This window comes from Polaromonas sp. P4_F6, from assembly GCF_056401275.1.
Window position 1 is genome coordinate 393348 of sequence record NZ_JBFUJQ010000003.1, and the last position, 26281, is coordinate 419628.

Consider the following 26281-nt stretch of genomic DNA (forward strand, 5'->3'; position numbering starts at 1 on the left):
GCCGGGCCGCAGCGGCTATATTGGGCCGCACCCCGTGCACTGAAAGCACCCCATGCCACGCACAACCCTCTTACGCGCCCTCTTGCGCACCCTTGCCACAGGCCTGTTGCTGGCCTTGGCATGCCTCACGGGTGCCGTGGCCCAGGCCCAGCCCAAAATCGGCGTGCTCATGCTGCACGGCAAAAGCCCCGGCAGCAACAACGACCCCAATATGGGCCGCCTCAAGCCCGTGCTCGAAGGCGCGGGCATGCTGGTGCTCTTTCCCGACATGCCCTGGTCGCGCGGCCGCTACCTGGACGGTAGCTGGGACAGCGCCATGGCCGAAATCGCCGCGCATGTCAAAACCCTGCGCAGCCAGGGCGCCACCGCCATCGTGATCGCCGGCCACAGCATGGGCTCGCCGGCCGCCATGGGTTTTGCGGCGCGCGGCGGCGACGTGCAGGCCCTGGTGCTGCTGGCACCCGGCCATGTGCCCGCGCGCTACTACGCCTTCCAGCAAAACACCGCGGTGCGCGAAAGCGTGGATGAAGCCCGCAAGCTGGTCGCCGCCGGCAAGGGCGATGCGCGTGAACGCTTTTACGACATCAACCAGGGCAAACAGCAAGCCGTGGTCACCAGCGCCAAAGACTATTTGAGCTATTTCGACCCAGGTTCCGACGCCGACATGGGCGTCAGCGCCCCGCGCATCCCGGCCGCCACGCCCGTGCTCACCGTGGTGGGCGACGAGGACGGCATCAGCAAATACGCGCGCGCCTACTTCGTCGACAAGCTGCCCGCCAACCCCAAAAGCCAGTACCTCGAAGTCAAGGCCAACCACCTGAGCACGCCCGTCGTCGCCGGCGAGGCCGTGGTGCAGTGGATCAAGGCTGCCGTCAACTGACAAAAAACAGCAGAAGGACCACCATGAACACCCGCCTCTTTCCCCGCCGCCTGTGGCTGCTGCTGGGCCTGTGCGCGCTGCTGGCCGGCCGGCCGGCTTTTGCGCAAAGCGCCGCGCCGCGTGTGGTCGACATCCCCACCCGCCCCGGCGTCACCCAGCGCTTTGTCTATATCGCCCCCGCGGGCGCACCCAAGGCCTCGGTCATCCTGCTGGCCGGCGGCCATGGGGGCTTGCAAATCAAGGACGGGGGCAGCTTTGGCTGGGGCGAGGGCAACTTCCTCGTGCGCACGCGCCAGCTGTTTGCCGACGCCGGCCTGGCCGTCGCCGTCATAGACGCGCCTTCCGACAAACAGTCGCCGCCCTACCTCTCGGGCAACCGGCAGCGGCCTGAGCACAGGGCCGATGTGCTGGCCGCCATTGCCTGGCTCAAGCAGCAATCACCTGTCCCCGTGTGGCTGGTCGGCACCAGCCGCGGCACCCAGTCGGCCGCTTATGTCGCCACCGAAGCCACGCCCGAGCAGGGCGGCCCCGACGGCCTGGTGCTGACATCCAGCATCCTGCTGGACCCCAACGGCCGCGCCGTGCCCCGAATGCCGCTGGAAAAGCTCGGCATCCCCGTGCTCGTGGTGCACCATGAAAGCGACGGCTGCAAGGTCTGCCCCTTCAGCGAGATCCCGGCCATGATGGACAAGCTCAGCAAAACACCCAAAGCCGAACTCATCAGCGTGAGCGGCGGCCAAAGCCGCGGCGACCCCTGCGAGGCCATGGCCTACCACGGCTTTAACGGGCTGGAGGCCGATGTGGTCGGCAAGATCAGCCGTTGGGTGATTGCGGCAAAGCCTTGAGAGAAAGAAGAAGGCAGGCCGCTCAAGCCTGCTCAGGCTTGTCCTGCGGCAGGTCGCTGGGGCTGCTGCCCACGGCCGCATGGTTAAGCGCCAGGCTCACACCCGCGCGCTTCTCTGCCTTCTGCATGGTGTCCATCACATCCGGGTCCGGCGCCACACCCCAGGCCATGGCGGTGGTCAGCACCACCAGCGAGGGAATCGCGCGCAAATAACGCGGGCGGAACAAAAAGTCGGCAAGCTTCTTCATGGCAGGCACTCCGGTCTCAACAACATCAGCAAAAACAACAAGCCTCGATGCTGCGCCGCCAGGCTTAGGGTCGTGCGTCTGCCATGTTGCGCTATGTATCAATTTGCGCCAATGCCCAGCCGGCGCGGCCCGGCGGCCGGTATCTTTACGTAAATGCCTGCCCGGCGGGGCCGGCTAGGCCCTGCCGCGGCGCGACTGCAGCTGGTTGCTGCCACCCACATGCGACTCGCGGTCGCTGCGGCTGTTGGCCGTGCGCTGGCCTTCGTTGCGCTGGGTGGGCTTTTGTTCGCCCACCTGGTTGAAGTCGTTCTCCACCTTGCCGCCGTGGCCTGATGGGGCGGCCTTGGGGCTGGTGTTGTTGTCCTGCTCGACGGTCGGGTCGGCATCCGTGCCGGTGATGCCCACACTGCGCTGGACATTGGGCTTGCCTGGTTTCATGGCCATGATGCACGTCTCCTTGTGAAGGGTGGTTGGGTTGATCAATCCATTCTGGAAACCCCCACAGCCCGCCCCTGTCAGACGAAGCCCTGTGCCCCCGCACGACAAGGCGAGGAGAAGGCGAAGCAGGCAGCTCAGCCCCCGGCCGCCTCATCCCAGAACATGGCCTCAATCTTGTGCCCATCCAGGTCGCGCACAAAAGCCCCGTAATACTGCGGCCCATACAGATCACGCGGGCCCGGCGCGCCATCGCTCTGGCCGCCCAGCTCCAGCGCCTTGGCATAAAAAGCATCGACCTGTGCTTTAGAAACGGCCAGAAAACCAAAGTGCGAGCCATTGCCCACCTGCGCCCTGCCCCCGTCATGCGGCACCCCCACCCAGAACTCCGGATACGCCCGCCCAAAGGCCATGGCACCGGGGTGCTCCATCATCACCTTGACCTCCAACGTGGCGAGCACGGCGGTGTAGAAAGCCTTGGCACGTGGGTAGTCATTGGTGCCCACGGAGACGTGGGACATGATGCTGTGAGGGATGGAGGGAGTGTTGGGCATAAGTGTTTCCTTCCGGATTGGAAGGAGCGAGGTTAGTCAGTCAATGGACTAATGGCAACAAGTAGGCACACGATGAAACGGGATTTTCTCCCCAATGCCACTCTCTCTAGATTAACTAAGAGACTTAATGGATGATCGAGCCAGTAAAACAAACACGGGAGATCATTGCCATGGAAATATCTTTGAGTATTGTCGGCGTGCTCGCATTGTGGATCGCGCGTGAGATCGCTGGCTTCATTCTTAAAACAAAACTGGAACCACATAAGCAGACGGTAAACCGACTGGTGAATAAGAAGCTTCTCTTCGTCGTCATGGATGTACTTATTTTTTGCTACTCCTTCTGGTACGCATTTTTTCTTCTTAACAGTACGGAAGCCGCCACGAAAAGAGATGTCCTGATCGGCTTCGGACTCTCCCTATTTATCACGCTTCAAGTTGTTAATCTGCTCGACGATTTGGTGCAATGGGCGCGGCGCTACAAGGAATTGAGCAAAGAGCATGCCGAAAAACTCCCAGTACTCATTGATCAATCCATGAAGCAATAGGAGTTCTCCTCCTAACCCCCAAAGCAGATGACGTGCTACTTGTGAGGCAAGAATTTTGAGCGAAGTAAAACTTCATCGCGGTGGTATTCCAAATAACCCCGCTGCCCAGAAGAAAAGGATCCAACATTGCGCTTGTCGCCTGGCGAGAGACCCATTCGTGCCAATGACTCTAAATGCGCCACCGGAGAAATTATCAAATCTCCATTTCCCTCGAACCCAATAAATCCCTGATCAAATAAGTGATCCATTGTTGGCGTAAGTAGGAGCCCGTTTTCGCCGTCCAATCGCTCTTCATTAGAGGAATCGCGCCAAGGTTTGCAATGGCTGGCTCGCAAATGAGCTTCTTTTGTGACTCCAGTTATCCGGCACGCCCTCTCCAACTGCATCACACGTTGTTTAAAAAGACCTTGGCCACGGCGCGCCATCACAACAGTTTCCTTCTCCGTCTCGGTTATCTTGCTGTTGCGTTGAACCTGGGCAATTAAATACTCTTCCCACTGAATCTGAATAACAGATGGTTGGACTGGAGCAGATTCGGTCGCCCGGAACCCCATAACCAAAGTTCGCGCTTCAGCTCCAAGAAGGTTAACAAGCGCGGCAGCAAAGGCATCCGGCAAATAGGTTAGGTAAACACCTTGCATGCCTATGCCGTCTGGGCGCAGTGGTGCGTAAACCTTTTGAAGCAAGGGAGCCAGCACACCCATGTGATCGGAAGGCCGAACCCGCGAACGCAGCTCGACGAACGATACGTTGACTCGCCAACCAACATTTTCCCAATATGCACCGGTGGTTCCGAACTCGGCTGGCTTAGGTGACTCCTGCGCATTGGATGTCGCAATACCAATGGCGGCAATCACGGTCCCAGCAAAAGAGAAGATCACATCGCCAGGAGATACCTCGCGCATGAAATCGTAGAAAGGATTTCGAGCTTGGTTTGCTTTGCGTTTAGGCGACCAGAGATAGCCGCCCTCCACTTCTTGGCGATAGGTCTGATTTTGATTGACCCACCAGTAACGCAATTTATTCCCGCCATCCCGATTGGACGCCAGCCACGCTGGCCCTCCTGCTCTTGAAGCGACTCAATAAGAGCAGATTAGTCCATGGTATCCACAGCTATACAAACCCACAAGCGATCAGAAGCCCCAAGAGCACCACTTTCACGCTTCTGCGAACTTAGACATCAACGCCGAGACCCCCGGCTTCGCACAACGCTGCAGCGCCAGCAACAAACCATGATCAGGCCGCGCCACCCGATGCCGGCTACGCAAATCATCCTGGATCTGGCCCAACAAGGAAGCCGCCATCTCCGCATCGGCCATGGCCCTGTGGGCGCGGCCGGCTTTGGGCAGGCGGTGGTAGTCGATCAGTACACCTAGCTTGTGGCTGGGGGCCTGGGGGTATAGCCTTCTGGCGACCAGCATGGTGCAGGCAAAGGGCCGGCTGACTGCTTGTTCGCCGGCCAGGCTGAGTTCAGCTTCCCAGAAGCGGCGGTCAAAGGAGGCGTTGTGGGCCACCATGGGGGCGCTGCCGACAAAGCGGCTGGCTTCCCTCATCACGGTATCGGCCGCGGGCGCGGCGGCGACCATGGCGTTGCTGATGCCTGTCAGGCTTTCGATAAAGGACGGGATGTAGCGCCCCGCGTTCATGAGGCTCTGGAAGCGGTCCACTACTTTGCCGCTGGCTTGATCGACGAGCACGATGGCGATTTCGGTCGCACGGTCGCCCATGGCGGGTGACAGGCCTGTGGTCTCGAAGTCGATGACGGCGATGCAGCTCATGGTTTGCTGATGTTGTTGTTTACGCAAAGAAAAACACCATGAAGATCACCTGTGGGAGGTAAACACTTCATGGTGTTGATCGGTGGCCGCCTGGTCATCACAACGACCACGGCCAGGCGTTTTTTGCCTATTTGTAAAACGCCTCAACCTTGCCCTTGAGCTTGATCATCAGCGGGTTGCCCTTGCGGTCGACCTTGTTGCCGACGGGGACCTTGATCCAGCCTTCGCTGATGCAGTATTCGGCGACGTCAAAGCGTTCCTTGTCGTTAAAGCGTATGCCGACGTCGTGCTCAAAGATGGCCCTGACGAAGTGCGGGCTGCGCTCGTCGGTGGAGAGGTGATCGGGCAGCGCCGGGCGTTCTGTGGTCGCTGCTGCAGCTGTTGTTGTGGTTTCTTCGGTCATGGTCATTTTCTTTTACTGATCAATACTTCAATTCATTATCCTGGCGGTGTCTTGTCCTGAATCACTTCAAGTGCTTCAAGGTCCGCCAGGTCTTTGTGTCGTCCAACGGCCTTCTTGTTTGCCTTGAAATCTTCCAGTGCGATAAACCCTAGAGGCAAGCCGTCCACCTCAACAATCATCCGGCGTTCGTAGCACTCCGCAAAATTAACCCCATCGATGCTGGTCAGCAAGTCAATTCGTGCTGGAGGAAACCCCATCTGTATGACCTGGTTGGGCGACGTTAGGTCTTCCCTTTTAATACCCAGGCTTCCGAACCCGAATTCAGCCAATGCCGTCAACACGCGACCCGCGTTTTCTTCCTCGGTACCAACCCAGAAGTCCAGATCACCTGTGTAGCGGGGGTGCCCGTAAGCAGCGAGTGCGTAACCCCCAACTACGAGGTACTTAACTCCGTTTGAGTTGAGTAACGCGGCAAACTCTTTGAAGTCGGGTGTCAACATGAGGCTGTCCTTGACTGTGTTGAAGACGCAGAGTTTCTACCGCATCAATACGCGCCTGCACAGGCTGGGCAAGCCAATAAGCAAGGTCGGTTGTCATTTGCGACTTATGCAAACTGGTTTTGACGACCGTTCTCTGCATGGTGACACTCCTAAAACAAAGCTCGGCTTAAACGTCGATATTGGCGGCGCGCAAGGCGTTCTGCTCAATAAACTCGCGGCGCGGCTCGACCTCGTCGCCCATCAGCATGGTGAAGACGCGGTCGGCCTCGATGGCGTCGTCGATCTGCACGCGCAGCAGGCGGCGCACGGTCGGGTCCATCGTCGTTTCCCAGAGCTGGGCGGGGTTCATCTCGCCCAGGCCTTTGTAGCGCTGGCGGGCGGTGGCGTTTTCGGCCTGGCCGATCAACCAGGCCATGGCCTGGCGGAAGTCGCTGATTTTTTCTTCCTTCTGGCGCTCGCCTTCGCCGCGCAAGACTTTGGCGCCTTCGCTGCTGATCAGGCCCCTGAAGGTGGCGGCCGCTTCGGCCAGGGTGGCGTAGTCGGCGCCGTGCACAAAGTCCTGCGTGATGACGCTGCTCTTGACGTTGCCGTGGTGGCGGCGGCTGATGCGCAGGATCGGTTTGTCGTTGCGGGTGTCAAACTCGCCGGCCACTTCGGCGGGGGTGCCGGTGGTGTTGAGTTCGCGCAGCTTGGCCTGCAGGGCCACGGCTGAGACTTCAGCGTCGGCCACGGTGTCCAGGTTCAGGCTCACGCCGTCGGCAATCGCGCGCAGGGCCTCGGCATCCATAAAGCCGCGCAGGCGGGCAATGACGGACTCGGCCAGCTGGTGCTTGCGCGCGAGCTCGGCCAGGGTGTCGCCGGTGAGGATGGATTTTTCGTCGGGGCCGACCTGCACGCTGGCATCCTTGAGCGCAATGCGCAGCAAAAAGCCGTCCAGGGCCGCGGTGTCCTTGAGGTACTGCTCTTCCTTGCCGGCCTTGACTTTGTAGAGCGGCGGCTGGGCGATGTAGATGTGGCCACGCTCGACGAGCTCGGGCATCTGGCGGTAGAAGAAGGTCAGCAGCAGAGTGCGGATGTGGGCACCGTCAACGTCGGCGTCGGTCATGATGATGATGCGGTGGTAGCGCAGCTTGGCGACATTGAAGTCGTCGGTGCCGGCCGTGCCGCCCACGCCGCCGGCCTTGCCGATGCCGGTGCCCAGGGCGGTGATTAGCGTCAAAATTTCATTGCTGGTCAGCAGCTTTTCATAGCGGGCTTTTTCGACGTTGAGGATCTTGCCGCGCAGCGGCAGGATGGCCTGGAATTTACGGTCGCGGCCCTGTTTGGCGGAGCCGCCGGCGGAGTCACCCTCGACCAGGTAGATCTCGCACATGGCGGGGTCTTTTTCCTGGCAGTCGGCCAGCTTGCCGGGCAGGCCCATGCCGTCGAGCACACCTTTGCGGCGCGTCATGTCGCGGGCCTTGCGGGCGGCTTCACGGGCGCGGGCGGCTTCAATGATCTTGCCGACGATGATTTTCGCGTCGTTGGGGCGTTCCTGCAGGTAGTCGTGCAGCAAACGGCTCACGATGTCCTCGACCGGGCCGCGCACTTCGCTGGAAACCAGTTTGTCCTTGGTCTGGCTGCTGAACTTGGGCTCGGGCACCTTGACGCTGAGCACACAGCACAGGCCTTCGCGCATGTCGTCGCCGGTGACTTCAACTTTGGCTTTTTTGGCCAGCTCGCTGTCGTCGATGTATTTGTTGATGACGCGGGTCATGGCGGCGCGCAGGCCGGTCAGGTGGGTGCCGCCGTCACGCTGGGGAATGTTGTTGGTGAAGCAGAGGACTTGCTCGCTGTAGCCGCTGTTCCACTGCATGGCGACTTCGACGCCGATGTTGGTGCCCTGGTCGCTCTGGCGGTCGCCCATGGCGGCAAACACATTGGGATGCAGGACGGTCTTGCCCTTGTTGATGAACTCGACAAAACCCTTGACGCCGCCGGCGCCGGCGAAGTCGTCTTCCTTGCCGGTGCGCTCGTCTTTCAGGCGAATGCGCACGCCGTTGTTGAGGAAGCTCAGTTCGCGCAGGCGCTTGCTGAGGATTTCATAGTGGAAGTCGTTGTTCTCTTTGAAGATCTCGGTGTCGGGCAGGAAGTGGACTTCGGTGCCGCGCTTGTCGGTGTCGTCCATGACCTTCATGGGCGAGACATCAACGCCGTCGATGGTCTCGACGATGCGGTTCTGCACAAAGCCGCGCGAGAACTCCATGACGTGGACCTTGCCGTCGCGGCGAATCGTCAGGCGCAGCATCTTGCTGAGTGCGTTGACGCAGCTCACGCCCACGCCGTGCAGGCCGCCTGAGACCTTGTAGCTGTTCTGGTTGAACTTGCCGCCGGCGTGCAGTTCAGTCAGGGCGATTTCGGCGGCCGAGCGTTTGGGCTCGTGCTTGTCGTCCATCTTGATGCCGGTGGGGATGCCGCGGCCGTTGTCGGTGACGCTGACGGAGTTGTCGGTGTGGATGGTGACGACGATGTCGTCGCAGTGGCCGGCCAGGGCTTCGTCGATGGAGTTGTCGACCACCTCGAAGACCAGGTGGTGCAGGCCGGTGCCGTCGGAGGTGTCGCCGATGTACATGCCGGGGCGCTTGCGCACGGCTTCCAGGCCTTCCAGGATCTGGATGGAGCCTTCACCATAGGCTTCGGACGCGCCGGCCTGGTTGGTGTCTATCTTGGGCTGGAAATTGGAGCTTTCCTCGGTGGCCGCGCCTTCGGACACATGCACCTGTTCGGCTTCGTTCACTTTGTTTTCTTCAGTCATATCCGGCTTCTTTTCCGATCTTTTCACGAGCTATTTCGTGAGCTGTTTCGCGATCTCTTTTCGAATTGCTTCGATTTCTTCAATCTCTTGAATGACCAAACCCGCGTAGGGTCGCGGGTCTGATGGTTGTTGGCGTGTGTTCAGCGCGCTAGATGCGCATGGGCATCACCACGTATTTGAAGGCCGAATCGTCGGGGATGGTCAGCAGCGCGGAGCTGTTGGAATCGGCCAGTTCGATCTTGACCATGTCCTGGTCCATATTGGCCAGCGCGTCGATAAGGTAGGTCACGTTGAAGCCGATTTCGATGGCGTCGCCGCCGTAGTCGATGTCGAGCTCGTCGACGGCTTCTTCCTGCTCGGCATTGTTGGAGGCCACGCGCAGGGTGCCGGGCTCGATGTTCAGGCGCACGCCCTTGAACTTCTCGCTGGTCAAAATCGCGGTGCGCTGCAGGCTGGCCAGCAGGGGCACGCGACCCAGGGTGATGATGTTTTTGTGGTTCTTGGGGATCACGCGGTTGTAGTCGGGGAACTTGCCCTCGACCAGCTTGGTGACGAATTCCATGCCCTCAAAGCTGAACTTGGCCTGGTTGCCGGCGAACTGCATCTCGATGGCGCCCTCTTTGTCGCTGAGCAGGCGCTGCATTTCAAGCACGGTCTTGCGCGGCAGGATCACTTCCTGCTTGGGCACTTCAACATCGAGCATGGCCGAGGAGAAGGCCAGGCGGTGGCCGTCGGTGGCAACCAGGCTCAGCTGCTTGCCTTCGGCGACGAAGAGGATGCCGTTGAGGTAGTAGCGGATGTCGTGCACGGCCATGGCGAAGGAGACTTGGTTGAGCAGCTCCTTGAGGACCTTTTGCGGCACCGAGAAGCCGGGGCCGAAGTTCGCGGCTTCCTGGACCAGGGGGAAGTCTTCGGCGGGCAGGGTTTGCAGCGTGAAGCGGCTTTTGCCGCCCTTGAGGATCAGCTTGTTCTGCGAAGACTCGAGCGAGACGGTCTGGTCGCTGGGCATGGAACGCAGGATGTCGATGAGCTTGCGGGCACCCACGGTGGTGGTGAAGTTGCCGCTGTCGCCGTCGAGCTCGGCGGTGGTGCGGATCTGGATTTCAAGATCGCTGGTGGTCAGCTGCACCTGTGCGCCGGTTTTGCGGATCAGCACGTTGGCCAGAATCGGCAAGGTGTGCCTGCGCTCCACGATGCCGGCGACCGATTGCAGTACCGACAAAACTTTATCCTGGGTTGCTTTCAGAACGATCATGACTTCCTCTGTATATATCTTTAATTCTTTAATTCAAATTAGTAGTAGTAGATAAGGGGGGAGCCCATCTGTGGATAGTGCCATTTTCCCCTTTTTGATCAACCACTTGGCGTTTGTTTAACCATGTGCCCAGATGCCTTGGAAGTTCACTGCCGGATATGAACAACTTTCGATTGTCATCTGCTTCTGTGGATAAACCATGGGTTGTTCAAAAGTTGTCCCCAAACTTGTTGTGAAGGCCTTTGAGCCGGGGATTGGGCCCCAAAAACTGAGCGCTAAAGGATTCATTTCCCATATATAGACGTGCTTTCAGCCTTTCAGGGTCTGTTCCAGCACATGCAGCTGCTGGTTGAGCTCGGTCATCTGCTGGCGCTCCGCGGACATCTTGCGCACGGCGTGCAGCACCGTGGTGTGGTCGCGCCCGCCGAAGAGCTCGCCGATCTCGGGCAGGCTCTTCTGGGTCAGTTCCTTGGCCAAATACATGGCGATCTGGCGCGGCCGGGCGATGCTGGCGGGCCGTTTCTTGGAATACATGTCGGCGACCTTGATCTTGTAATAGTCGGCGACGGTCTTCTGGATGTTCTCCACGCTGATTTGCCGGTTCTGGATGGACAGCAGGTCGCGCAAGGCCTCCCGGGCCAGCTGGATGGAGATTTCCTTCAGGTTGAAGCGCGAATAGGCCAGGATCTTGCGCAGCGCGCCTTCGAGCTCGCGCACATTGGAGCGCACGTTCTTGGCGACGAAGAAGGCGACTTCCTCGGGCATGGAGGCGCCTTCGGCCTCGGCCTTGCGGATCAGGATGGCCACGCGCATTTCGAGCTCGGGCGGCTCGATGGCGACCGTGAGGCCGGAATCAAAGCGCGAGACCAGGCGTTCGTGGATGTCCGTCAAACCCTTGGGGTAAGTGTCGCTGGTCATCACGATGTGCGACTTTTTGGTCAGCAAGGCCTCAAAAGCGTTGAAAAACTCTTCCTGGGTGCGGTCCTTGTTGGCGAAGAACTGGACGTCGTCGATCAGCAGCAAATCCAGGGAGTGGTAACGCTCCTTGAATTCATCAAAAGTCTTGCGCTGGTAAGCTTTAACCACATCTGAAACAAATTGTTCAGCATGGATGTAGAGAACTTTGGCGGCGGGGTTGTCCACCAGCAGTTTGTTGCCGATGGCGTGCATCAAATGGGTCTTGCCCAGACCGACGCCGCCGTAGATAAAAAGCGGGTTGTAAAGCTGGCCCAGGCTGCTGGACACATGCAGGGCGGCGGCCCGGCCCATGCGGTTGGCCGTGCCTTCAATCAGGGTGTCGAAGGTCAGCGCGCTGTTGAGCCGGTTTTTGAAAGGCGCGCCGGCGGCTTCCTCGGGAACGCCCAGGCCGGCGGGCTCGGGGATATTCGAGCCTTCAAAGCTGCGAATCAGGGAATTCGATTTGACGGGCGCTTCGCGAGGAGCAAGCGCTAACTCAAGGGCTATGGCCTGGCCGGAAATCTTCTCGAGCAGGGCCGAAATACGGCCCGCATACTGGGCGCGCACCCAGTCCAGTTTGAAGCGGTTGCCCACCAGAACCGTGACTTTGGAGAGGTCGGCCGCGACGTCAACCACCAGTGGACGGATCCAGGTGTTGAACTGCTGCTCGGGCAATTCCTGCGCCAAATGGTCGACGCAGCTTTGCCACAAGCCCTGGCTCAGGTTTTGGACGGATGCCTCACTCATGCTGGTTTTTGCCGGGTTGCCGGCCTGGCAGAAGGGGCCGGGCGGCGTGTCGCTGCTTGTGGATATTGTTAATTTTGAGCACCGGCAATTGTAGTCCGGGCGGGGAGTTATCCACAAAATAAATGCTCAGTGTTTCAACCTATTCTCGGGCCGCCCGGATGGGTTTTGGCGGCCCCGCGGCGGCGCCCGGGAGCTTCTCAGCCTTTACCCCCAATGAGTGGGCTAACTTGTTGCCAGCGTTGGGAAATCTGCGATAATCATGGGTTTCCCTGATTCGCAGCGGGTTTTACCTGTTTGCAGACTTGCAGAGTTGGTTGTGTTGTACGGCCACCAAGATCATTCGAATCGCCCAGGGGAAGCTTTGTAGCTGACCGGCTAACAGGACTCATCATGAAACGCACATACCAACCTTCCAAAGTCAAACGCGCCCGCACGCACGGCTTTCTGACGCGCATGAAAACGCGCGGCGGCCGCGCAGTGATCGCCGCGCGCCGCGCCAAGGGCCGCAAACGCCTGGCTGTCTAAGCCTGTCGTTTTTGCTGGCCATCCGCAGTTTTCCGAACTGAGGCCTGGCGCTCGTGCAGCGGCTTCAAACCCGTTCCCAGTTCCAGGCAGTCCTTGCCGGCGCCATCGTTGCAAAAACAACGCACTTCGCATTGCACCGCAATGCGCTGGACGCCAGGCCGGTGCAGACCGAGTCCGGCGGCCCTGTTGATGCCCTTTCGGCGAGGTCGCTGTTCCCCGTCCAGGACACCTGGCTCGGGGCCATGGTTCCCAAACGCTGGGCCAAACGGGCTGTCACGCGCAACGCCATCAAACGCCAGATTTACACCGTGAGCGCTGATTTTTCGCATCAGTACCCCGAGGCCGCTTATGTGGTCCGCTTGCGGCGTGATTTTTCGCGCACCGAATTCGCCAGCGCGAGCTCCGAGCCGCTCAAGCAGGCCGTGCGCGCCGAAGTCCAGGCCCTGATGCAGGCCGGAGCCAAAGCGCCATGAGCCTGCCGGCCGCCCTCGTCCGCCTGCCGCAAACGCTGTTGATAGGCCTGGTCAAAGGCTATCGCCTGCTGCTCAGCCCCTGGCTGGGCTCGGCCTGCCGCTTTGAGCCGACCTGTTCCGCATATTCTTTAGAGGCGCTGCAGCAGCACGGCGCCGCCGTGGGCAGCTACCTCACGCTGCGCCGCCTGGCCCGTTGCCATCCCTGGTGCGAAGGCGGGCACGATCCCGTACCGCCGGCCACTGCGGCGCGCTCCTTCTCTCTCTTTTCCCGCCTGGCCACGCCCGTGGCCCCTACCCCTTCTAAAAAGACGCCGTCATGAACGACATCCGCCGCACCATCTTGTGGGTGATATTTGGTTTCTCCATGGTCCTCCTGTGGGACCAGTGGCAGGTTTTTAACGGCCACAAGGCGACCTTCTTCCCCTCCAGCACGCAGTCCGCCAAGGCGCCCGCTGCTGGCGCGGCCGCTTCCGCGCCGGCTGCCGGTGCCGTGGCTTCTTCGGTGCCCGCGCCCCAGGCCGCCAATGCGGCGCCCGCCGCGCCGGGCAGCGTGCCCACAGGCGCGCCCAGCCTCACGCCCGCGGCCGCCAAGGAGCGTGTGGTGGTGAACACCGACGTGCTCACGCTGACCTTTGACAGCGAAGGCGGCACCCTGGTGCATTCGGCCTTTGCCAAATACAAGGACCAGACGCACAAGGACCAGGGTTTTGTGCTGCTCGATGAAAGCGCCAACCGCGTTTATGTGGCGCAGACCGGCCTGATCGGCGGCAGCGCTCCCGACAGCTTCCCCACGCACAAGACCCTGATGAAGCTTGTCCCCGGCGAGCGTTCGCTCAAAGACGGCCTCAACGAGCTTGAAGTCAAGTTCGAGTCGGCCGACGTCGGCGGCCTCAAGGTGGTCAAGACCTATACGCTCAAGCGCGGCGCCTATGACATCGCGGTGCGCCACGACGTTGTCAATACCGGCACGGCCGCGGTTTCGCCGCAGCTCTACCTGCAGCTGGTGCGCGACGGCAACAAGCCGCCCGGAGAGTCGTCCTTCTATTCCACCTTCACCGGCCCGGCGATTTACACCGAAGCCAAGAAGTACCAGAAGGTCGAGTTCAAGGACATCGAGAACAACAAGGTAGACGTGGAGAAACAGGCCAGCAACGGTTATGCCGCCATGGTGCAGCACTACTTCGCTTCGGCCTGGATATTGGGCGACGGCATCAAGCGTGACCTGTTCTTCAAGAAGGTCAGCACCAACCTCTACTCTGTCGGCATGATCACCTCGCTGGACACGATCGCGCCCGGCGCGAGCAAATCCATCGACTCGAAATTTTTTGTCGGCCCGCAGGAAGAAAAAACCCTGGAAGCCATTGCCCCCGGCCTGGAGCTGGTGAAGGACTACGGCTGGCTCACCATCCTGGCCAAGCCGCTGTACTGGCTGCTCGACAAGCTGCACGGCTTCATCCACAACTGGGGCTGGTCCATCGTGGCGCTGGTGCTGCTGCTCAAGGTGGCCTTCTACTGGCTCAATGCCAAGGCTTACGCCAGCATGGCCAAGATGAAGGCCATCAACCCCAAGATCATGGAAATGCGCGAGCGCCTGAAGGACAAGCCGCAGGAAATGCAGCAAGCCATGATGAAGATCTACCGCGAGGAAAAGGTCAACCCCATGGGCGGCTGCTTCCCCATCATGATCCAGATCCCGGTGTTCATCGCGCTGTACTGGGTGCTGCTGTCCAGCGTCGAAATGCGCAACGCGCCCTGGATAGGCTGGATCCACGACCTCTCGGCGCCGGACCCTTTCTTTATCCTGCCCATCGTGATGACGCTGACGACCATGCTGCAGACGGCGCTCAACCCCGCGCCGCCGGACCCCATGCAGGCCAAGCTGATGTGGTTCATGCCGCTGATCTTCAGTGTGATGTTCTTCTTCTTCCCGGCCGGCCTGGTGCTGTACTGGATCACCAACAACATCCTGTCCATTGCCCAGCAGTGGGTGATCAACACCCGCATGGGCGTGCCGCCTCAGTTCAACCTGCCTAAATTCAATTAAGGCGGGGCGAAAAATAAAAATTGGGCCGCTTCGCGGCCCTTTTTCTTTGGAAGCTGATGGGGGCCCTGCCGCCGCGCCCCGGCCGGGCCCGCCAACCGATTGCCGCTTAATATCTAACACCATGCTGGCCCAACACCAAGACCCCATTGTTGCCATCGCCACCGCGCCTGGCCGTGGTGCCGTGGGCATTGTGCGTGTCTCCGGCAAACACATCGCGCCCGTGATGGAGGCGCTGTGCGGCCGCGCGCTGCTGCCGCGCCAGGCGACCTACCTGCCCTTTCGTGACGCGCAGGGCGCGGCCATAGACCAGGGCCTGGCCCTGCATTTCCCCGCACCCCATTCCTATACCGGCGAAGACGTGCTGGAGCTGCAGGCCCATGGCGGGCCCGTGGTGCTGCAGCTGTTGCTGGCGCGCTGCCTGGAGGCCGGTGCCGCGCTCGATCCCATTACCGGTCAGGCCGCCGTACCACGGCTGCGTGTGGCGCAGCCCGGCGAATTCACCGAGCGTGCCTTCCTCAACGACAAGATAGACCTGGCGCAGGCCGAGGCCATCGCCGACCTGATTGACGCCAGCACCGAAACCGCGGCGCGCTCGGCCGCGCGTTCGATGTCCGGTGAGTTCTCGCTGGCGGTCAACACGCTGCTCGAGCAGCTGATCCACCTGCGCATGCTGGTGGAAGCCACGCTGGACTTCCCGGAAGAGGACATCGACTTCTTGCAAAAAGCCGATGCGCAAGGCCAGCTTACGCGACTGCAAACGACGCTGGCCGCCGTGATGCAGCGCGCCGTGCAGGGTGCGCTGCTGCGCGAAGGCATCAAGGTGGTGATCGCGGGCCAGCCCAATGCCGGCAAGAGTTCATTGCTTAACGCACTGGCCGGCGCCGAACTCGCCATCGTCACGCCGATTGCCGGCACCACGCGCGACAAGGTGTCGCAGCTGATCCAGATCGAGGGTGTGCCCCTGCATGTGGTGGACACCGCCGGCCTGCGCGATGCGCTCGATGAAGTCGAAAAAATCGGCGTGGAACGCGCCTGGGCCGAAATCGCCAGCGCCGACGCCGTGCTCTTCCTGCACGACCTGACCCGCCACACTGCCGACTACCTGGCTGCCGACGCGCACATCGCGCAGGTGCTGGCTCGCGAGCTGCCGCGCAACACGCCCGTCATCGATGTCTGGAACAAGTGCGATGCGGCCGACGCACAGGCGCTGGGCTCTATCAGGGGCGGCGTACTGATCTCCGCCAAAACCGGCACCGGTTTGCAGGACTTGCGCAACCGGTTGCTGGACGTCGCGGGCTGGCAGGCTGTGCCTGAAGGAGTGTTTATGGCGCGCGAGCGCCATGTGCGCGCGCTGCGCCAGGTTGAAGAGCAGCTTGTGAAGGCTGGCATGCAGCTTCAAGCGGCGCAGCCGGCGCTGGACCTGCTGGCCGAGGACTTGCGGCAAGCCCAGCTGCACCTGGGCGAGATCACCGGCGCGTTCACGCCGGACGACCTGCTGGGTGAAATTTTCTCGAGATTCTGTATTGGAAAGTAGTAAACGGGCGGCCAGCGAACGATAGGCGGGCGCTGCGCACGGACCAGCGGTCGCAAACCCCCGGAAAGGGTTAAAAATGGCCTGTTCTCGAGGGGGAAATTACAAATCGGACCACCCCTGTATCAGGTGTAAGTGGGCGTTAAGAGCCCTTGCTGCTGTTGTAGTGCGAAGGTATCTTCCGTTGCACTATGAACGCTCCACTCCCCGCCGCCATCCGTTTTGACATCCAGGGCCTGGCCCAGGCCATCCTGCATTGCCACGCCAGCGATGCCCTGCGTTGTCAATTCAACCAGCCGCACTGGGACATCCTGGCCAGCTACCTGCAGCCGTTTGCCCTGAACAGCGGCCAGGTGCTGATGGAGCAAGGCGCGCTGGACCGCACGCTGTACTTTGTTGAAAGCGGCACCCTCAGCGTTCACTACGAAGATGAAAAAGCGCGCGTGCGCATGGCCCTGGTCGGCGCCGGCACCGTGCTCGGCGAAGGCGCATTTTTCTCGCACATGCCGCGCAGCGCCACGGTGCATGCCTCCACCCCTTGCAAGCTCTGGTGCCTTACGCCCATGCGTTTCCTTGAACTGGCCAATCGCCACAGCCCCATCGCACTGGAGCTGACCATGGCCATGGGTTCGGTGATGGCCAAGCGCCTGTACAACCGGCCCAAGCGCGTCGCGGTGACCTGAGGCGACATGCGGGTGCGCCACGGCGCGCACAGCAGTCATCAGACAAGGCTTCTTGTGAGCCAAAGGTTTGCATGTGTTGGCGACAAAGCGGCAACGCTCGTGATTTTTTACCGTGCGATAACGCGGGCGATTCGATAAAGTGACCGTTAAAGCAGCCGCCAAACAACAGCAGGTGTGGTTTGTGGGCATTGCTTACAGACTTCACACATCGCATTGACGGAAAATTGCCCCATCCATTACAAGAACGCCGATATATGTCTTTCCTCAACTGGTTTTCCAGCAAACCAAGCCCGGTCAAACCTTCTCCCGCCGAGGAGCAGAGGCGCGCCTCCGCCGCGCGTGACAAATCACCCCTTTCCGTCCCGGGACGGCTGCCTGTTGAAGCCGCCGCGCCCGGTGACGGCGCCAAGCTCAAGCGCCACGCCCGCCGCGAGCAGCTGTATGTCGCGATCCGCGAGTCCATGACACGTTCCGGCGTGCTGTCCGCCAGCTATAAATTCAAGGTGCTTTCGCTGGACCAGCGCGGCAATGAGTTCCTCGTCATGATGGATCTCGCCAAAGCTTTCGGCCGTCCTTCGGAGCAGCTCGGCGAAATCGAGACGCTGATCATCCAGAATGCCAAGGCGCGTTTCGAAATCACGGTGCCCGCGGTGTATTGGCGCATCGACGAAACGGCGGTGGTGGTCAAGCCCAAGCCCAGCACCCAGGACGCGCCACAAAGCGTGGCCGCCCCCGCTGCTGCTGCCGTTGTCCCCGCTGTTCCCGATGCGGCGGCCAAGCCCGCCAAGCCACCGACTCCCCGCTACGAACCGATACAGGCCGACGAAGTGGCCGCGTTCAAGCAGGCCTTGCTGGCTGCCTCCGCCCAGGGGCCGGCCACCGGACCCGAGAAAGGTGTCAAAGACGCCAAGGAAGCCAAGGAAGTCAAAGAGGCCAGGGACGCCGCCAGGAGCAAAAGCGGCCCGCGCTCCTACGCATTGCTGACTGGCTTTGAAGACACGGAGATGCCGGATTCGCCGTCCTCGCCGGCGCTCAGCAGCACCCAGTACGGCGACCTGGTCTAGGCGCCCGACTGCGCCGGGCGGCGTTCAGTGCCCGGCAAAATCAATCAGCGTGAACAAGGGCAGGCCCGCGGCCCGCAGCTTCACCGACCCGCCCAGTTCGGGCAAATCCACAATCGCCGCACCCTCGGTCACGCTGGCGCCCAGCTTCTCCAGCAGTTTCTTGCCGGCCATCATGGTGCCGCCGGTGGCGATCAGGTCGTCGATCAGCAGGACCTTGTCGCCGGGCTTGACGGCGTCGGTGTGCAGCTCCACCGTGGCGCTGCCGTATTCGAGTTCATAGGTCTCCTGTACCGTGGAGAACGGCAGCTTGCCCTTTTTGCGGACAGGCACAAAACCGACATTGAGCTCGTAGGCCACCACCGCGCCCAGGATGAAGCCGCGCGCGTCCAGGCCGGCCACCACGTCGGGGCGCAAGGCCGGATCCATATAGCGGTGCACAAAAGCGTCGATCAGGACGCGAAACACCTTGGGGTTTTGCAGCAGCGGCGTGATGTCGCGAAACTGCACGCCGGGCGCGGGCCAGTCCGGCACGGTGCGGATGTGGTTGCGCAAATACTGGCTGATGGACTGGTGCTGGAGGCTGTGGAGGTCTGGCATGGTGCGTCGTGCAGATGGGGTGCGCGGGTGGGGTGCGCGTATTGTGCGCCCGGCGGGCGAAAAACGCCTCAGCCCGGTGCGCCCGCGGGGCTGGTGGGATTGGACTTGGCCGGCCGGCCGCGCAGCAGTTTTTCTTCGGCCATGGCCAGCGCCTCGGGTTTGCCGGAGAGCACCAGCGTGTCGCCGCCTTCCAGCAGGGTTTCCGCCTGCGCGGCCACGGCTTTGCCGTTGCCGCGGCGCAGGCTCACGACGCGCACGCCGCCGGCTTCCAGCGCCATGGCGCCCAGAGGCTTGCCCAGGGACTTGATGCCCAGCGGCAGCGTGACGTTGGACAGCCGCTCCTGCTCCAGCTCGTTGACCGTGTCGTCGTCGGCGCCGCGAAAGTAACCGCGCAGCAGGTTGTAGCGCGCGTCGCGCTGGTCCTGCACCACGCGGATCACGCGGCGCATGGGCACGCCCACCAGCGCGAGCGCGTGGCTGGCGAGCATCAGGCTGCCTTCTATGGCTTCGGGCACGACCTCGGTGGCGCCGGCCGCCTGCAGCTTTTCCAGGTCGTGGTCGTCCACGGTGCGTACGATGACCGGCACCGTGGGCGCATGGGCGCGCGTGTTGGCCAGCACCTTGAGGGCGCTGGCGGTGTCCAGGTAGGTGATGACGACCGCGCTGGCGCGCGCCAGGCCCGCGGCCATCAGGGCCTGCAGGCGCACCGCGTCGCCGAACACCACGGAGTCGCCCGCGGCGGCGGCCTGCCGCACGCGGTCGGGGTCCAGGTCCAGTGCCATGTACTGGATGCCTTCGCGCTCCAGCATGTGGCCCAGGTTCTGGCCGCAGCGGCCGTAGCCGCAGATGATCACGTGTTTGTTGGCATTGATGGACTTGCGCGCGATGGTGGTCATCTGCAGCGACTGCTGCAGCCATTCGCTGGAGACGAGTTTCATCACGATGCGGTTGCTGTACATGATGATGAAGGGCGTGGCCAGCATGGACAGCACCATGCTGGCCAGGATGGGGTTGAGCAGGGCCGGCGGCACCAGGCGGTTCTGCTGGGCCAGCGTGAGCAGCACAAAACCGAATTCACCGGCCTGCGCCAGATAGAGGCCCGTGCGCAGCGACACGCCGGCGGTCGCGCCCAGCGAACGGGCCAGCGCCGTGACCAGCACCAGCTTGAAAATGACGGGCAGGGTCATCAGCAGCAGCACCAGCGGCCAGCGCTCCAGCACCAGGCGCCAATCCAGCAGCATGCCTATGCTGATGAAGAACAGGCCCAGCAGCACGTCGTGGAAAGGCCGGATGTCGGTCTCGACCTGGTGTTTGTATTCGGTTTCCGAGATCAGCATGCCGGCGATGAAGGCACCCAGCGCCAGGCTCAGCCCGGCGCGCTCGGTCAGCCAGGCCAGCGCCAGCGTGACCAGCAGCAGGTTCAGCACGAACAGCTCTTCGCTCTTGCGCCGCGCCACGATGGTGAGCCACCAGCGCATGACGCGTTGCCCGCCGGTCAGCAGCAGGCCCACAAGCACGGTGGCCTTCACGCCGGCGACGGCCAGCGCCATGAGCAGCGCGTCAGCGGGCGCGCCCAGCGCCGGGATCAGCACCAGCAGCGGCACCACGGCCAGATCCTGGAACAGCAGCACGCCCATGATGCGCTTGCCGTGCTCGGACTCCAGCTCGAGCCGCTCCGACAGCAGCTTGACGACGATGGCGGTGCTGCTCATGGCAATCGCGCCGGACAGCGCCAGCGCGGTCTGCCAGCCCATGGTCCACAGGCTGGGCGCCATGCTGGCCAGGAACAGCGAGCCCACGGTGGCCAGCACGATGGTGAGCGCCACCTGCAGCAGCCCCAGGCCGAACACGTGGCGCCGCATGGAGCGCAGCTTGGGCAGGTTGAATTCGAGCCCGATCACGAACATCAGGAAGACCACGCCGAACTCGCCCAGGTGCCGGATGCCGTCCGAATTTTGCGCCAGCGCCAGCGCGTTGGGGCCTATGATCACGCCCACCGCCAGGTAGCCCAGCATGGGCGGCAGCTTGAGCGAGCGGCACGCAACCACACCCAGCACCGCGGCCAGCAGGTACAGCAGGGTCAGTTCAAGCGCGCTCATGCGCCGATGGTAGCCGAGGAAACCACGCCGGCATGGGCCTTTGTGCGCCTCTATAGAATGCAGCCATGAGCGCAGACCCCGTGAAACTGGATGCCGAGCAGGTGCTGAACCTGGCCCGCAAGACCTTCGAGATAGAAGCCGCCGCCGTGCTGGGCCTGGCGCAGCGCCTGGGCGGCGAGTTTGTCCAGGCGGTGGAGCTGATACTGGCCTGCCGGGGCCGCGTGGTGGTCATGGGCATGGGCAAAAGCGGCCACATAGGCCGCAAGATCGCGGCCACGCTGGCCTCCACCGGCACCCCCGCCATGTTTGTGCACCCGGCCGAAGCCAGCCATGGCGACCTGGGCATGATCACCGGCCAGGACGTGGTGCTGGCGATTTCCAACAGCGGCGAAAGCGAGGAACTCACGGTGATCCTGCCGGTGCTGAGCCGCCAGGGCGTGCCAATGATCGCCATCACCGGCGGCGCCCAGTCCGCGCTGGCGCGCCATGCGCGCGTCACGCTCGACAGCAGTGTCGCGCTGGAAGCCTGCCCGCTCAACCTGGCGCCCACCGCCAGCACCACCGCGCAGCTCGCCATGGGGGACGCGCTGGCCGTTGCGCTGCTCGACGTGCGCGGCTTCAGGGAAGAAGACTTCGCCCGCTCGCACCCCGGCGGCGCGCTGGGCCGCAAGCTGCTCACGCACGTCAGCGACGTGATGCGCAGCGGCGATGCCGTGCCGCAGGTGCGGGCCGACACCGGTTTTAGCGACCTGATGCGCGAGATGAGTGCCAAGGGCCTGGGCGCCTCCGCGGTGGTCGACGGCACGCGGCGCGTGATCGGAATTTTTACCGATGGCGACTTGCGCCGCCTGGTCGAAAAAGGCGTGGACCTGCGCAGCAGCAAGGCCGGCGATGTGATGCATGCCAACCCGCGCACCGTGCGGGCGGATTCGCTGGCCGTGGAGGCGGCCGCGCTGATGGAGCAATACCGCATCACCAGCGTGCTGGTGGTCGACGAGGCCGGCGTGCTGTGCGGCGCGCTCAATTCCAACGACTTGATGCGCGCGAAAGTCATCTGATGGTGTTGTCATGCCCTCTTTGACGCCACCCATGCCGCAGCCCGTCCCCGCCCTGAACTTTGCTCCCGAGCTGTTGCTGCGGGCCCAGGGTGTCAAGGTGGCGTTTTTCGATGTGGACGGCGTGCTCACCGACGGCGGCCTGTATTTTTCCGAATATCCCGACGGCCATGCCCTGGCCCAGGCCAGCGGCGGCTACCGCGCCTCCGGCGAAATCATCAAGCGTTTCAACACCCTGGACGGCCACGGCCTGAAGCTGCTGCAGCGCGCCGGCATCACCCCCGTGGTGATCACCGGGCGGGACAGCGATGTGCTGCGCGCGCGCCTGCGGGCGCTGGGCGTCACGCATGCGCATTTCGGCACCGAAGACAAACGCCCCGCGGCCGAGACTACCCTGCAGGCGCTGGGCCTGGATTGGTCCGCGGCTGCCGCCATGGGCGACGACTGGCCCGACCTGCCGGTGATGTCCCGGGTGGCGCTCAGCTGCGCGCCGTCCAATGCGCATGTGGAAGTCCGGGCGCAGGCCCACCATGTCACGCAGGTGCCGGGCGGCCACGGCGCGGCGCGCGAGTTTTGCGACCTGCTGCTCGTCGCCGGCGGGCGCTATGCGGAGTTGCTGCGGGAATACCGCCAATGACGACCGCGACACAGGGCCAGGACGCCGGTCGCGCCGGCGCGCTCTCCCCGCTCAAGAGAGCGTGGCGCGGCTTTTTGCGCGTGTGGGACAGCATGTCCATCTACATGCCCTTGCTGATGATGGGTGCACTCGCGCTGGGCACCTATTGGCTGGTGCGCAATACGCCCATCTTCAGCACACCCGAAGCGCCCCGGGAAGCCAGCCACGACATCGACTATTTCATGCGCAAGTTCACCGTCAAGACCTTTGACGAAAACGGGCAGCTCAAGAGCGAAATCTACGGCATTGAGGCCCGGCATTTCCCCGACACCGATATTCTTGAAATCGACCAGGCGCGGATTCGCAGCATCCGCCCCGACGGCCGTGTGACTACCGCGACGGCGAACCGCGCCTATTCCAACGGCGACGGCTCGGAAGTGCAGCTGACCGGCAATGCGCGGGTGGTCAGGGACGCCAGCAAGGACGCCAGCGGCAAGGAAACACCGCGCATGGAGTTTCGCGGTGAGTTCCTGCATGCCTACCTGAACGACGAGCGCGTGAAATCCCACAAGCCCGTGCTGCTGATTCGCGGTACCGACCAGTTTGTCGGCGACACCTTCGCTTATGACAACCTGGACCAGGTGGCGAACCTCAACGGTCGCGTCCACGGTATTCTGGTGCCCCGCTCCGCCGCCAGCGCCCCCGGTCTTCCCGCATTGACCTTACCGGCGGCGCCGGCAAGCCCCGCCAAACCGGCTGCGCCTTAGCGGCCGACTTTTTCAACGGCCACCCATGTCCAGACTCGTATTCATCACCGGCGCGTCCAGCGGCATAGGCCAGGCGCTGGCCATGCGCTTTTATTCGGCGGGCTACCGGCTGGCGCTGGCCGCGCGCCGCACGGCCGAGGTCCAGGCCTGGGCCGAGGCCAACAGCCTCAGCGCGGGGCGCTACCAGGTCTACAGTGCCGATGTGGCCGATACCGGCAGCATCGTCGCGGCCGGCCAGGCCTGCGTTGCGGCGCAGGGCGTGCCTGACGTCGTGATTGCCAACGCCGGGATCAGCATAGGCATGGACACCGCGGTGCGGTCGGACCTGGACGTGATGGCGCAGACCTTTGCGACCAACAACACCGGCGTGGCCGCCACCTTCCACCCCTTCATCGCCGGCATGGTGACGCGCGGCACCGGCACCCTGGTGGGCATAGGCAGCGTGGCCGGCATACGCGGCCTGCCCGGCCATGGCGCCTACTGCGCCAGCAAGGCGGCGGTCATCGCGTATTGCGAAAGCCTGCGCGGCGAGCTGCGTCCCAGCGGCGTGAAAGTGGTGACCATCTGCCCCGGCTATATCGATACGCCGCTGACCCGTGAAAACCGCTACCCCATGCCTTTTTTGATGAAGGTGGAGGCGTTTGCCGACAAGGCGTTCGGGGCCATTCATGCCGGGCACAGCTATCGCGTGATTCCCTGGCAGATGGGCGTGGTGGCCAAGCTGCTGCGCTTGTTGCCCAATGCGCTGTTTGACAAGGCCTTGTCCGGGCGCGCGCGCAAGCATCGCCAGGGTGAGCGCTGACACCGCGCTTTTTTGCGGAGCCTAAAAGCAAAAAGGCTTCAAAACCGAAGTCTCGAAGCCTTTTTAGCGCTCTTCAGCCGGGGCTGAAGAGACAGGGGGTTCAGCAGGGCTTAGTAGCCGCCGCGACCGCCACCACCGCCGCCGCCGGAACGGCCACCGCCGCTACCGCCGCCGCCGTAAGGGCTGCGGAAACCGCCGTCGCTGCCGCCGCCGCCGCCACCGGAACGGCCACCGCCGCCGTAACCGCCGCCGCCGCCACCACCACCGTAGCCGCCACCACCGCCGCCGCCGAAGCCGCCGCTACGGGGGGGACGTGCTTCCATCGGACGTGCTTCATTCACGACGACGCTGCGGCCGCCCAGAGGCTGGCCGTTCATGCCGTTGATAGCTGCCTGGGCTTCTGCATCGCTGCCCATTTCGACAAAGCCAAAGCCCTTGGAGCGACCCGTGTCGCGTTCCATCATGACTTTCGCGCTGGTGACAGCGCCGAATTGGCCAAAAGATTGTTGCAGGTCTTCGTCACGCACCGAGTAAGGCAGGTTGCCGACGTATAGTTTGTTGCCCATGAAGGGACTCCTCTAAAACACAAAAACAAAAGCGATGGGGTCCCGAAAGCACAACAAATCTTGATACGTACCGCTGTAGCGCGCGAAACTGACCGATCACCTAACGTGTGCGAATGCTGACACTCGCACCGGCATATTATGCTTCACGAATCCAAAACACAATCCACTAGCGTTACTACCTAGGCGGCCCCAGCCCGCATAAACAGGGGCTTTGCGGCCCTATGGGCAAGCAGCTGGTGGCGGGTTTTTACGGCAAAGTCAGTGCGCTCACATGCTGACACGCGCGACGATGGCAAACCAGGCCCGGATCAAATGAAGCATAAAGACTTCCATGCCTCGCTCGCCTGATAAAAGCTGAATTTCTACGCCTTTGTTCAAAAAATCAGTCCGTAATTGATCTGTAAGCTAAGTTAGTGCATACATTAAAAAAGCAGGCACCTTAAAAACCCGGAAAGGCCCGGTTTTTGAGGCCTGCCCGGCTTACAACCAGCGCGCATTCCGTATAAACGCTTCGGGAGTGCAAGACATGCCCCGCGCCGGATATGCATCTTGTTCCAACTTTGGGAAATAGTTACACAAAATTGCATCCACGAAGAATGCTTTTTTCGGCATCTCGCGGCTGCAGCGACCGACGGCGGCTGCGCTGCGCCCTGCGGCGGGGCCTTACTTCGATGAATCGCCTTCAGCCTGCCCCACTGCGTCCGCCGCGTCGCCGGAATAGTGGCGCCAGCGTTTCATCGCGGCGCGCAGGGTCAGGATCTGGTTCTCGAATTTGGGGCAGGCGCCGCAGGCCATCAGGTGCAGCTTGAGCGCGACATGGTCCGGCAGGCTGAGCGCGCGGTCTTCTCGCGCGATCAGCAGCGCCGCGGCCTCCCGGCAGGTGCGTCGTAACAGGGTGATTTTGGGTTTCACGTCAGGGGCGCCGGGCGGTCAGGTGCTGGGTTTGCCGAACCAGTGGATATTCAGGCACTCCTGCAGGCGCAGGCGGGCCCGGTGCAACTGGACATAGAGGTTGGTCGGCGTCAGCGAGAGTTCCTTACAGACTTCCTGCGAAGAAAGCTCCAGCCATTCCCGCATCAGGAACAGCCGCCCCAGCGCCGGCGGCAGGCGCTCCATGCAGGCGTCCAGCACCTGGAAGAACTGCGTTTGCTGCAAGGTCTGGTCGGGATTGCCCCAATCGTTGGGCGTCTCCGTAAAGTGGCCGTCGGCCTTGAAAGACAGGCGGTCCAGCTCGTCGCCCTCCTCGTCGGCCTGCGCATCGGGCACGGCCACCAGCCGGGCATTGCTGCGGATCAAATCGATGACCTTGTGCTTGAGGATGCCGACCAGCCAGGTCTTGAGCTGAGAGCGGTTGCCGAAGGACTGGGGCTTGGACAGGGCCGCGAGCAGGGTTTCCGACACCGCGTCTTCCGCCCATTCGTCATTGCGCAGCTGCAGGCGCGCAAAACGAAGGAGGTAGAGCCGGTGCTCCACCAGCTGCTCTTCAAAAGTAGGCATGGCCGGAAGTCTAGCGGCAGGC

At 62.3% G+C, this 26281-nt stretch carries 29 protein-coding genes; 14 read left to right on the forward strand and 15 right to left on the reverse strand.

From position 1 onward, the window contains the following. Positions 1–52: 52 nt before the first annotated feature. Both AC1DUN_RS11315 and AC1DUN_RS11320 read left to right on the forward strand, forming a co-directional pair. Complete coding sequence (locus tag AC1DUN_RS11315; protein WP_477714024.1) at positions 53–880, forward strand: alpha/beta hydrolase; 828 nt, start codon at positions 53–55, stop codon at positions 878–880. A 23-nt stretch (positions 881–903) separates the two neighbouring features. Continuing rightward, positions 904–1725 carry an alpha/beta hydrolase gene (locus AC1DUN_RS11320; RefSeq protein ID WP_477714025.1) on the forward strand — a complete coding sequence of 274 codons (822 nt, stop codon included), beginning with the start codon at positions 904–906 and terminating at the stop codon, positions 1723–1725. A gap of 22 nt (positions 1726–1747) precedes the next feature. Here the strand turns inward: AC1DUN_RS11320 and AC1DUN_RS11325 are convergent, their stop codons facing one another. The 3 genes from AC1DUN_RS11325 to AC1DUN_RS11335 all read right to left on the reverse strand — a co-directional run bounded on the left by AC1DUN_RS11325 (position 1748) and on the right by AC1DUN_RS11335 (position 2961). Then, positions 1748–1972, reverse strand: coding sequence for a hypothetical protein (locus AC1DUN_RS11325; RefSeq protein WP_477664239.1), 225 nt, complete (start codon positions 1970–1972; stop codon positions 1748–1750). A gap of 174 nt (positions 1973–2146) precedes the next feature. Beyond that, complete coding sequence (locus tag AC1DUN_RS11330) at positions 2147–2416, reverse strand: hypothetical protein (protein WP_477714099.1); 270 nt, start codon at positions 2414–2416, stop codon at positions 2147–2149. A gap of 128 nt (positions 2417–2544) precedes the next feature. Then, positions 2545–2961 (reverse strand): VOC family protein, encoded by a 417-nt coding sequence (locus AC1DUN_RS11335; protein ID WP_477714026.1) that lies wholly within the window; start codon positions 2959–2961, stop codon positions 2545–2547. A 131-nt stretch (positions 2962–3092) separates the two neighbouring features. Between AC1DUN_RS11335 and AC1DUN_RS11340 the strand changes: the two genes are divergently transcribed. Continuing rightward, on the forward strand, positions 3093–3506 hold the full coding sequence (locus AC1DUN_RS11340; RefSeq protein ID WP_477714027.1) for a hypothetical protein: 414 nt from the start codon (positions 3093–3095) through the stop codon (positions 3504–3506). A 35-nt stretch (positions 3507–3541) separates the two neighbouring features. Here AC1DUN_RS11340 and AC1DUN_RS11345 read toward each other — a convergent pair whose 3' ends face one another. The 7 genes from AC1DUN_RS11345 to dnaA form a co-directional block, all read right to left on the reverse strand. Further along, positions 3542–4525 (reverse strand): HNH endonuclease, encoded by a 984-nt coding sequence (locus AC1DUN_RS11345; protein ID WP_477714028.1) that lies wholly within the window; start codon positions 4523–4525, stop codon positions 3542–3544. Positions 4526–4663: 138 nt separating this feature from the next. Beyond that, on the reverse strand, positions 4664–5284 hold the full coding sequence (locus AC1DUN_RS11350) for a 3'-5' exonuclease (protein ID WP_477714029.1): 621 nt from the start codon (positions 5282–5284) through the stop codon (positions 4664–4666). Between the two features lie 127 nt (positions 5285–5411). Continuing rightward, positions 5412–5687, reverse strand: coding sequence for a DUF3297 family protein (locus tag AC1DUN_RS11355; protein ID WP_477714030.1), 276 nt, complete (start codon positions 5685–5687; stop codon positions 5412–5414). A gap of 35 nt (positions 5688–5722) precedes the next feature. Then, positions 5723–6187, reverse strand: a complete 465-nt coding sequence (locus AC1DUN_RS11360) for a hypothetical protein (RefSeq protein WP_477714031.1) — start codon at positions 6185–6187, stop codon at positions 5723–5725. A 166-nt stretch (positions 6188–6353) separates the two neighbouring features. Continuing rightward, a complete protein-coding gene (gene gyrB / locus AC1DUN_RS11365; protein ID WP_477714032.1) occupies positions 6354–8981 on the reverse strand; it encodes a DNA topoisomerase (ATP-hydrolyzing) subunit B in 2628 nt (875 codons plus the stop codon). A gap of 148 nt (positions 8982–9129) precedes the next feature. Further along, a complete protein-coding gene (dnaN, locus tag AC1DUN_RS11370; RefSeq protein WP_074580175.1) occupies positions 9130–10236 on the reverse strand; it encodes a DNA polymerase III subunit beta in 1107 nt (368 codons plus the stop codon). Positions 10237–10545: 309 nt separating this feature from the next. Then, entirely contained in the window at positions 10546–11940 is a 1395-nt protein-coding gene (gene dnaA, locus AC1DUN_RS11375; RefSeq protein WP_477664244.1) for a chromosomal replication initiator protein DnaA, read from the reverse strand. A 390-nt stretch (positions 11941–12330) separates the two neighbouring features. On the opposite strand from dnaA, the gene rpmH reads away from it, so the two are divergent. The 7 genes from rpmH (at position 12331) to AC1DUN_RS11410 (ending at position 18260) form a co-directional block, all read left to right on the forward strand. Next, a complete protein-coding gene (rpmH, locus tag AC1DUN_RS11380) occupies positions 12331–12465 on the forward strand; it encodes a 50S ribosomal protein L34 (RefSeq protein WP_007862708.1) in 135 nt (44 codons plus the stop codon). 53 nt (positions 12466–12518) lie between these two features. Continuing rightward, the gene (locus tag AC1DUN_RS11385; protein WP_477714033.1) at positions 12519–12938 is read left to right on the forward strand and encodes a ribonuclease P protein component; all 420 of its coding nucleotides are present in this window, start codon (positions 12519–12521) and stop codon (positions 12936–12938) included. Between the two features lie 23 nt (positions 12939–12961). Beyond that, on the forward strand, positions 12962–13258 hold the full coding sequence (gene yidD / locus AC1DUN_RS11390; RefSeq protein WP_477714097.1) for a membrane protein insertion efficiency factor YidD: 297 nt from the start codon (positions 12962–12964) through the stop codon (positions 13256–13258). Then, positions 13255–14982 (forward strand): membrane protein insertase YidC, encoded by a 1728-nt coding sequence (yidC, locus tag AC1DUN_RS11395; RefSeq protein WP_477714034.1) that lies wholly within the window; start codon positions 13255–13257, stop codon positions 14980–14982. The genes yidD and yidC overlap by 4 nt, the downstream gene beginning before the upstream one ends. A 121-nt stretch (positions 14983–15103) precedes the next feature. Further along, a complete protein-coding gene (mnmE, locus tag AC1DUN_RS11400; protein WP_477714035.1) occupies positions 15104–16516 on the forward strand; it encodes a tRNA uridine-5-carboxymethylaminomethyl(34) synthesis GTPase MnmE in 1413 nt (470 codons plus the stop codon). A gap of 188 nt (positions 16517–16704) precedes the next feature. Continuing rightward, positions 16705–17196 carry a Crp/Fnr family transcriptional regulator gene (locus tag AC1DUN_RS11405; RefSeq protein ID WP_007862691.1) on the forward strand — a complete coding sequence of 164 codons (492 nt, stop codon included), beginning with the start codon at positions 16705–16707 and terminating at the stop codon, positions 17194–17196. A gap of 254 nt (positions 17197–17450) precedes the next feature. Next, entirely contained in the window at positions 17451–18260 is an 810-nt protein-coding gene (locus AC1DUN_RS11410) for a hypothetical protein (RefSeq protein WP_477714036.1), read from the forward strand. Positions 18261–18284: 24 nt separating this feature from the next. On the opposite strand, the gene AC1DUN_RS11415 is transcribed toward AC1DUN_RS11410, so the two are convergent. Together AC1DUN_RS11415 and AC1DUN_RS11420 are read right to left on the reverse strand one after the other, a co-directional pair. Then, on the reverse strand, positions 18285–18857 hold the full coding sequence (locus tag AC1DUN_RS11415) for an adenine phosphoribosyltransferase (RefSeq protein ID WP_477714037.1): 573 nt from the start codon (positions 18855–18857) through the stop codon (positions 18285–18287). Between the two features lie 68 nt (positions 18858–18925). Next, on the reverse strand, positions 18926–20956 hold the full coding sequence (locus tag AC1DUN_RS11420; protein ID WP_477714038.1) for a monovalent cation:proton antiporter family protein: 2031 nt from the start codon (positions 20954–20956) through the stop codon (positions 18926–18928). A 65-nt stretch (positions 20957–21021) separates the two neighbouring features. Between AC1DUN_RS11420 and AC1DUN_RS11425 the strand changes: the two genes are divergently transcribed. From AC1DUN_RS11425 to AC1DUN_RS11440, 4 genes are read left to right on the forward strand one after another with little or no spacing between them, the layout of a single operon-like run. Then, positions 21022–22014, forward strand: coding sequence for a KpsF/GutQ family sugar-phosphate isomerase (locus AC1DUN_RS11425; RefSeq protein WP_477714039.1), 993 nt, complete (start codon positions 21022–21024; stop codon positions 22012–22014). A 31-nt stretch (positions 22015–22045) separates the two neighbouring features. Next, on the forward strand, positions 22046–22648 hold the full coding sequence (locus AC1DUN_RS11430; protein WP_477714040.1) for a KdsC family phosphatase: 603 nt from the start codon (positions 22046–22048) through the stop codon (positions 22646–22648). After that, complete coding sequence (gene lptC / locus AC1DUN_RS11435) at positions 22645–23394, forward strand: LPS export ABC transporter periplasmic protein LptC (RefSeq protein WP_477714041.1); 750 nt, start codon at positions 22645–22647, stop codon at positions 23392–23394. The genes AC1DUN_RS11430 and lptC overlap by 4 nt, the downstream gene beginning before the upstream one ends. Positions 23395–23419: 25 nt before the next feature. Further along, entirely contained in the window at positions 23420–24196 is a 777-nt protein-coding gene (locus tag AC1DUN_RS11440) for an SDR family oxidoreductase (RefSeq protein WP_477714042.1), read from the forward strand. A 110-nt stretch (positions 24197–24306) separates the two neighbouring features. On the opposite strand, the gene AC1DUN_RS11445 is transcribed toward AC1DUN_RS11440, so the two are convergent. The 3 genes from AC1DUN_RS11445 to AC1DUN_RS11455 form a co-directional block, all read right to left on the reverse strand. Then, positions 24307–24762, reverse strand: coding sequence for an RNA recognition motif domain-containing protein (locus tag AC1DUN_RS11445; RefSeq protein WP_477714043.1), 456 nt, complete (start codon positions 24760–24762; stop codon positions 24307–24309). 663 nt (positions 24763–25425) lie between these two features. Beyond that, the gene (locus AC1DUN_RS11450) at positions 25426–25674 is read right to left on the reverse strand and encodes a zf-HC2 domain-containing protein (protein WP_477714044.1); all 249 of its coding nucleotides are present in this window, start codon (positions 25672–25674) and stop codon (positions 25426–25428) included. A gap of 18 nt (positions 25675–25692) precedes the next feature. Next, positions 25693–26259, reverse strand: coding sequence for a sigma-70 family RNA polymerase sigma factor (locus AC1DUN_RS11455; RefSeq protein ID WP_074580190.1), 567 nt, complete (start codon positions 26257–26259; stop codon positions 25693–25695). Between the last annotated feature and the right edge of the window lie 22 nt (positions 26260–26281).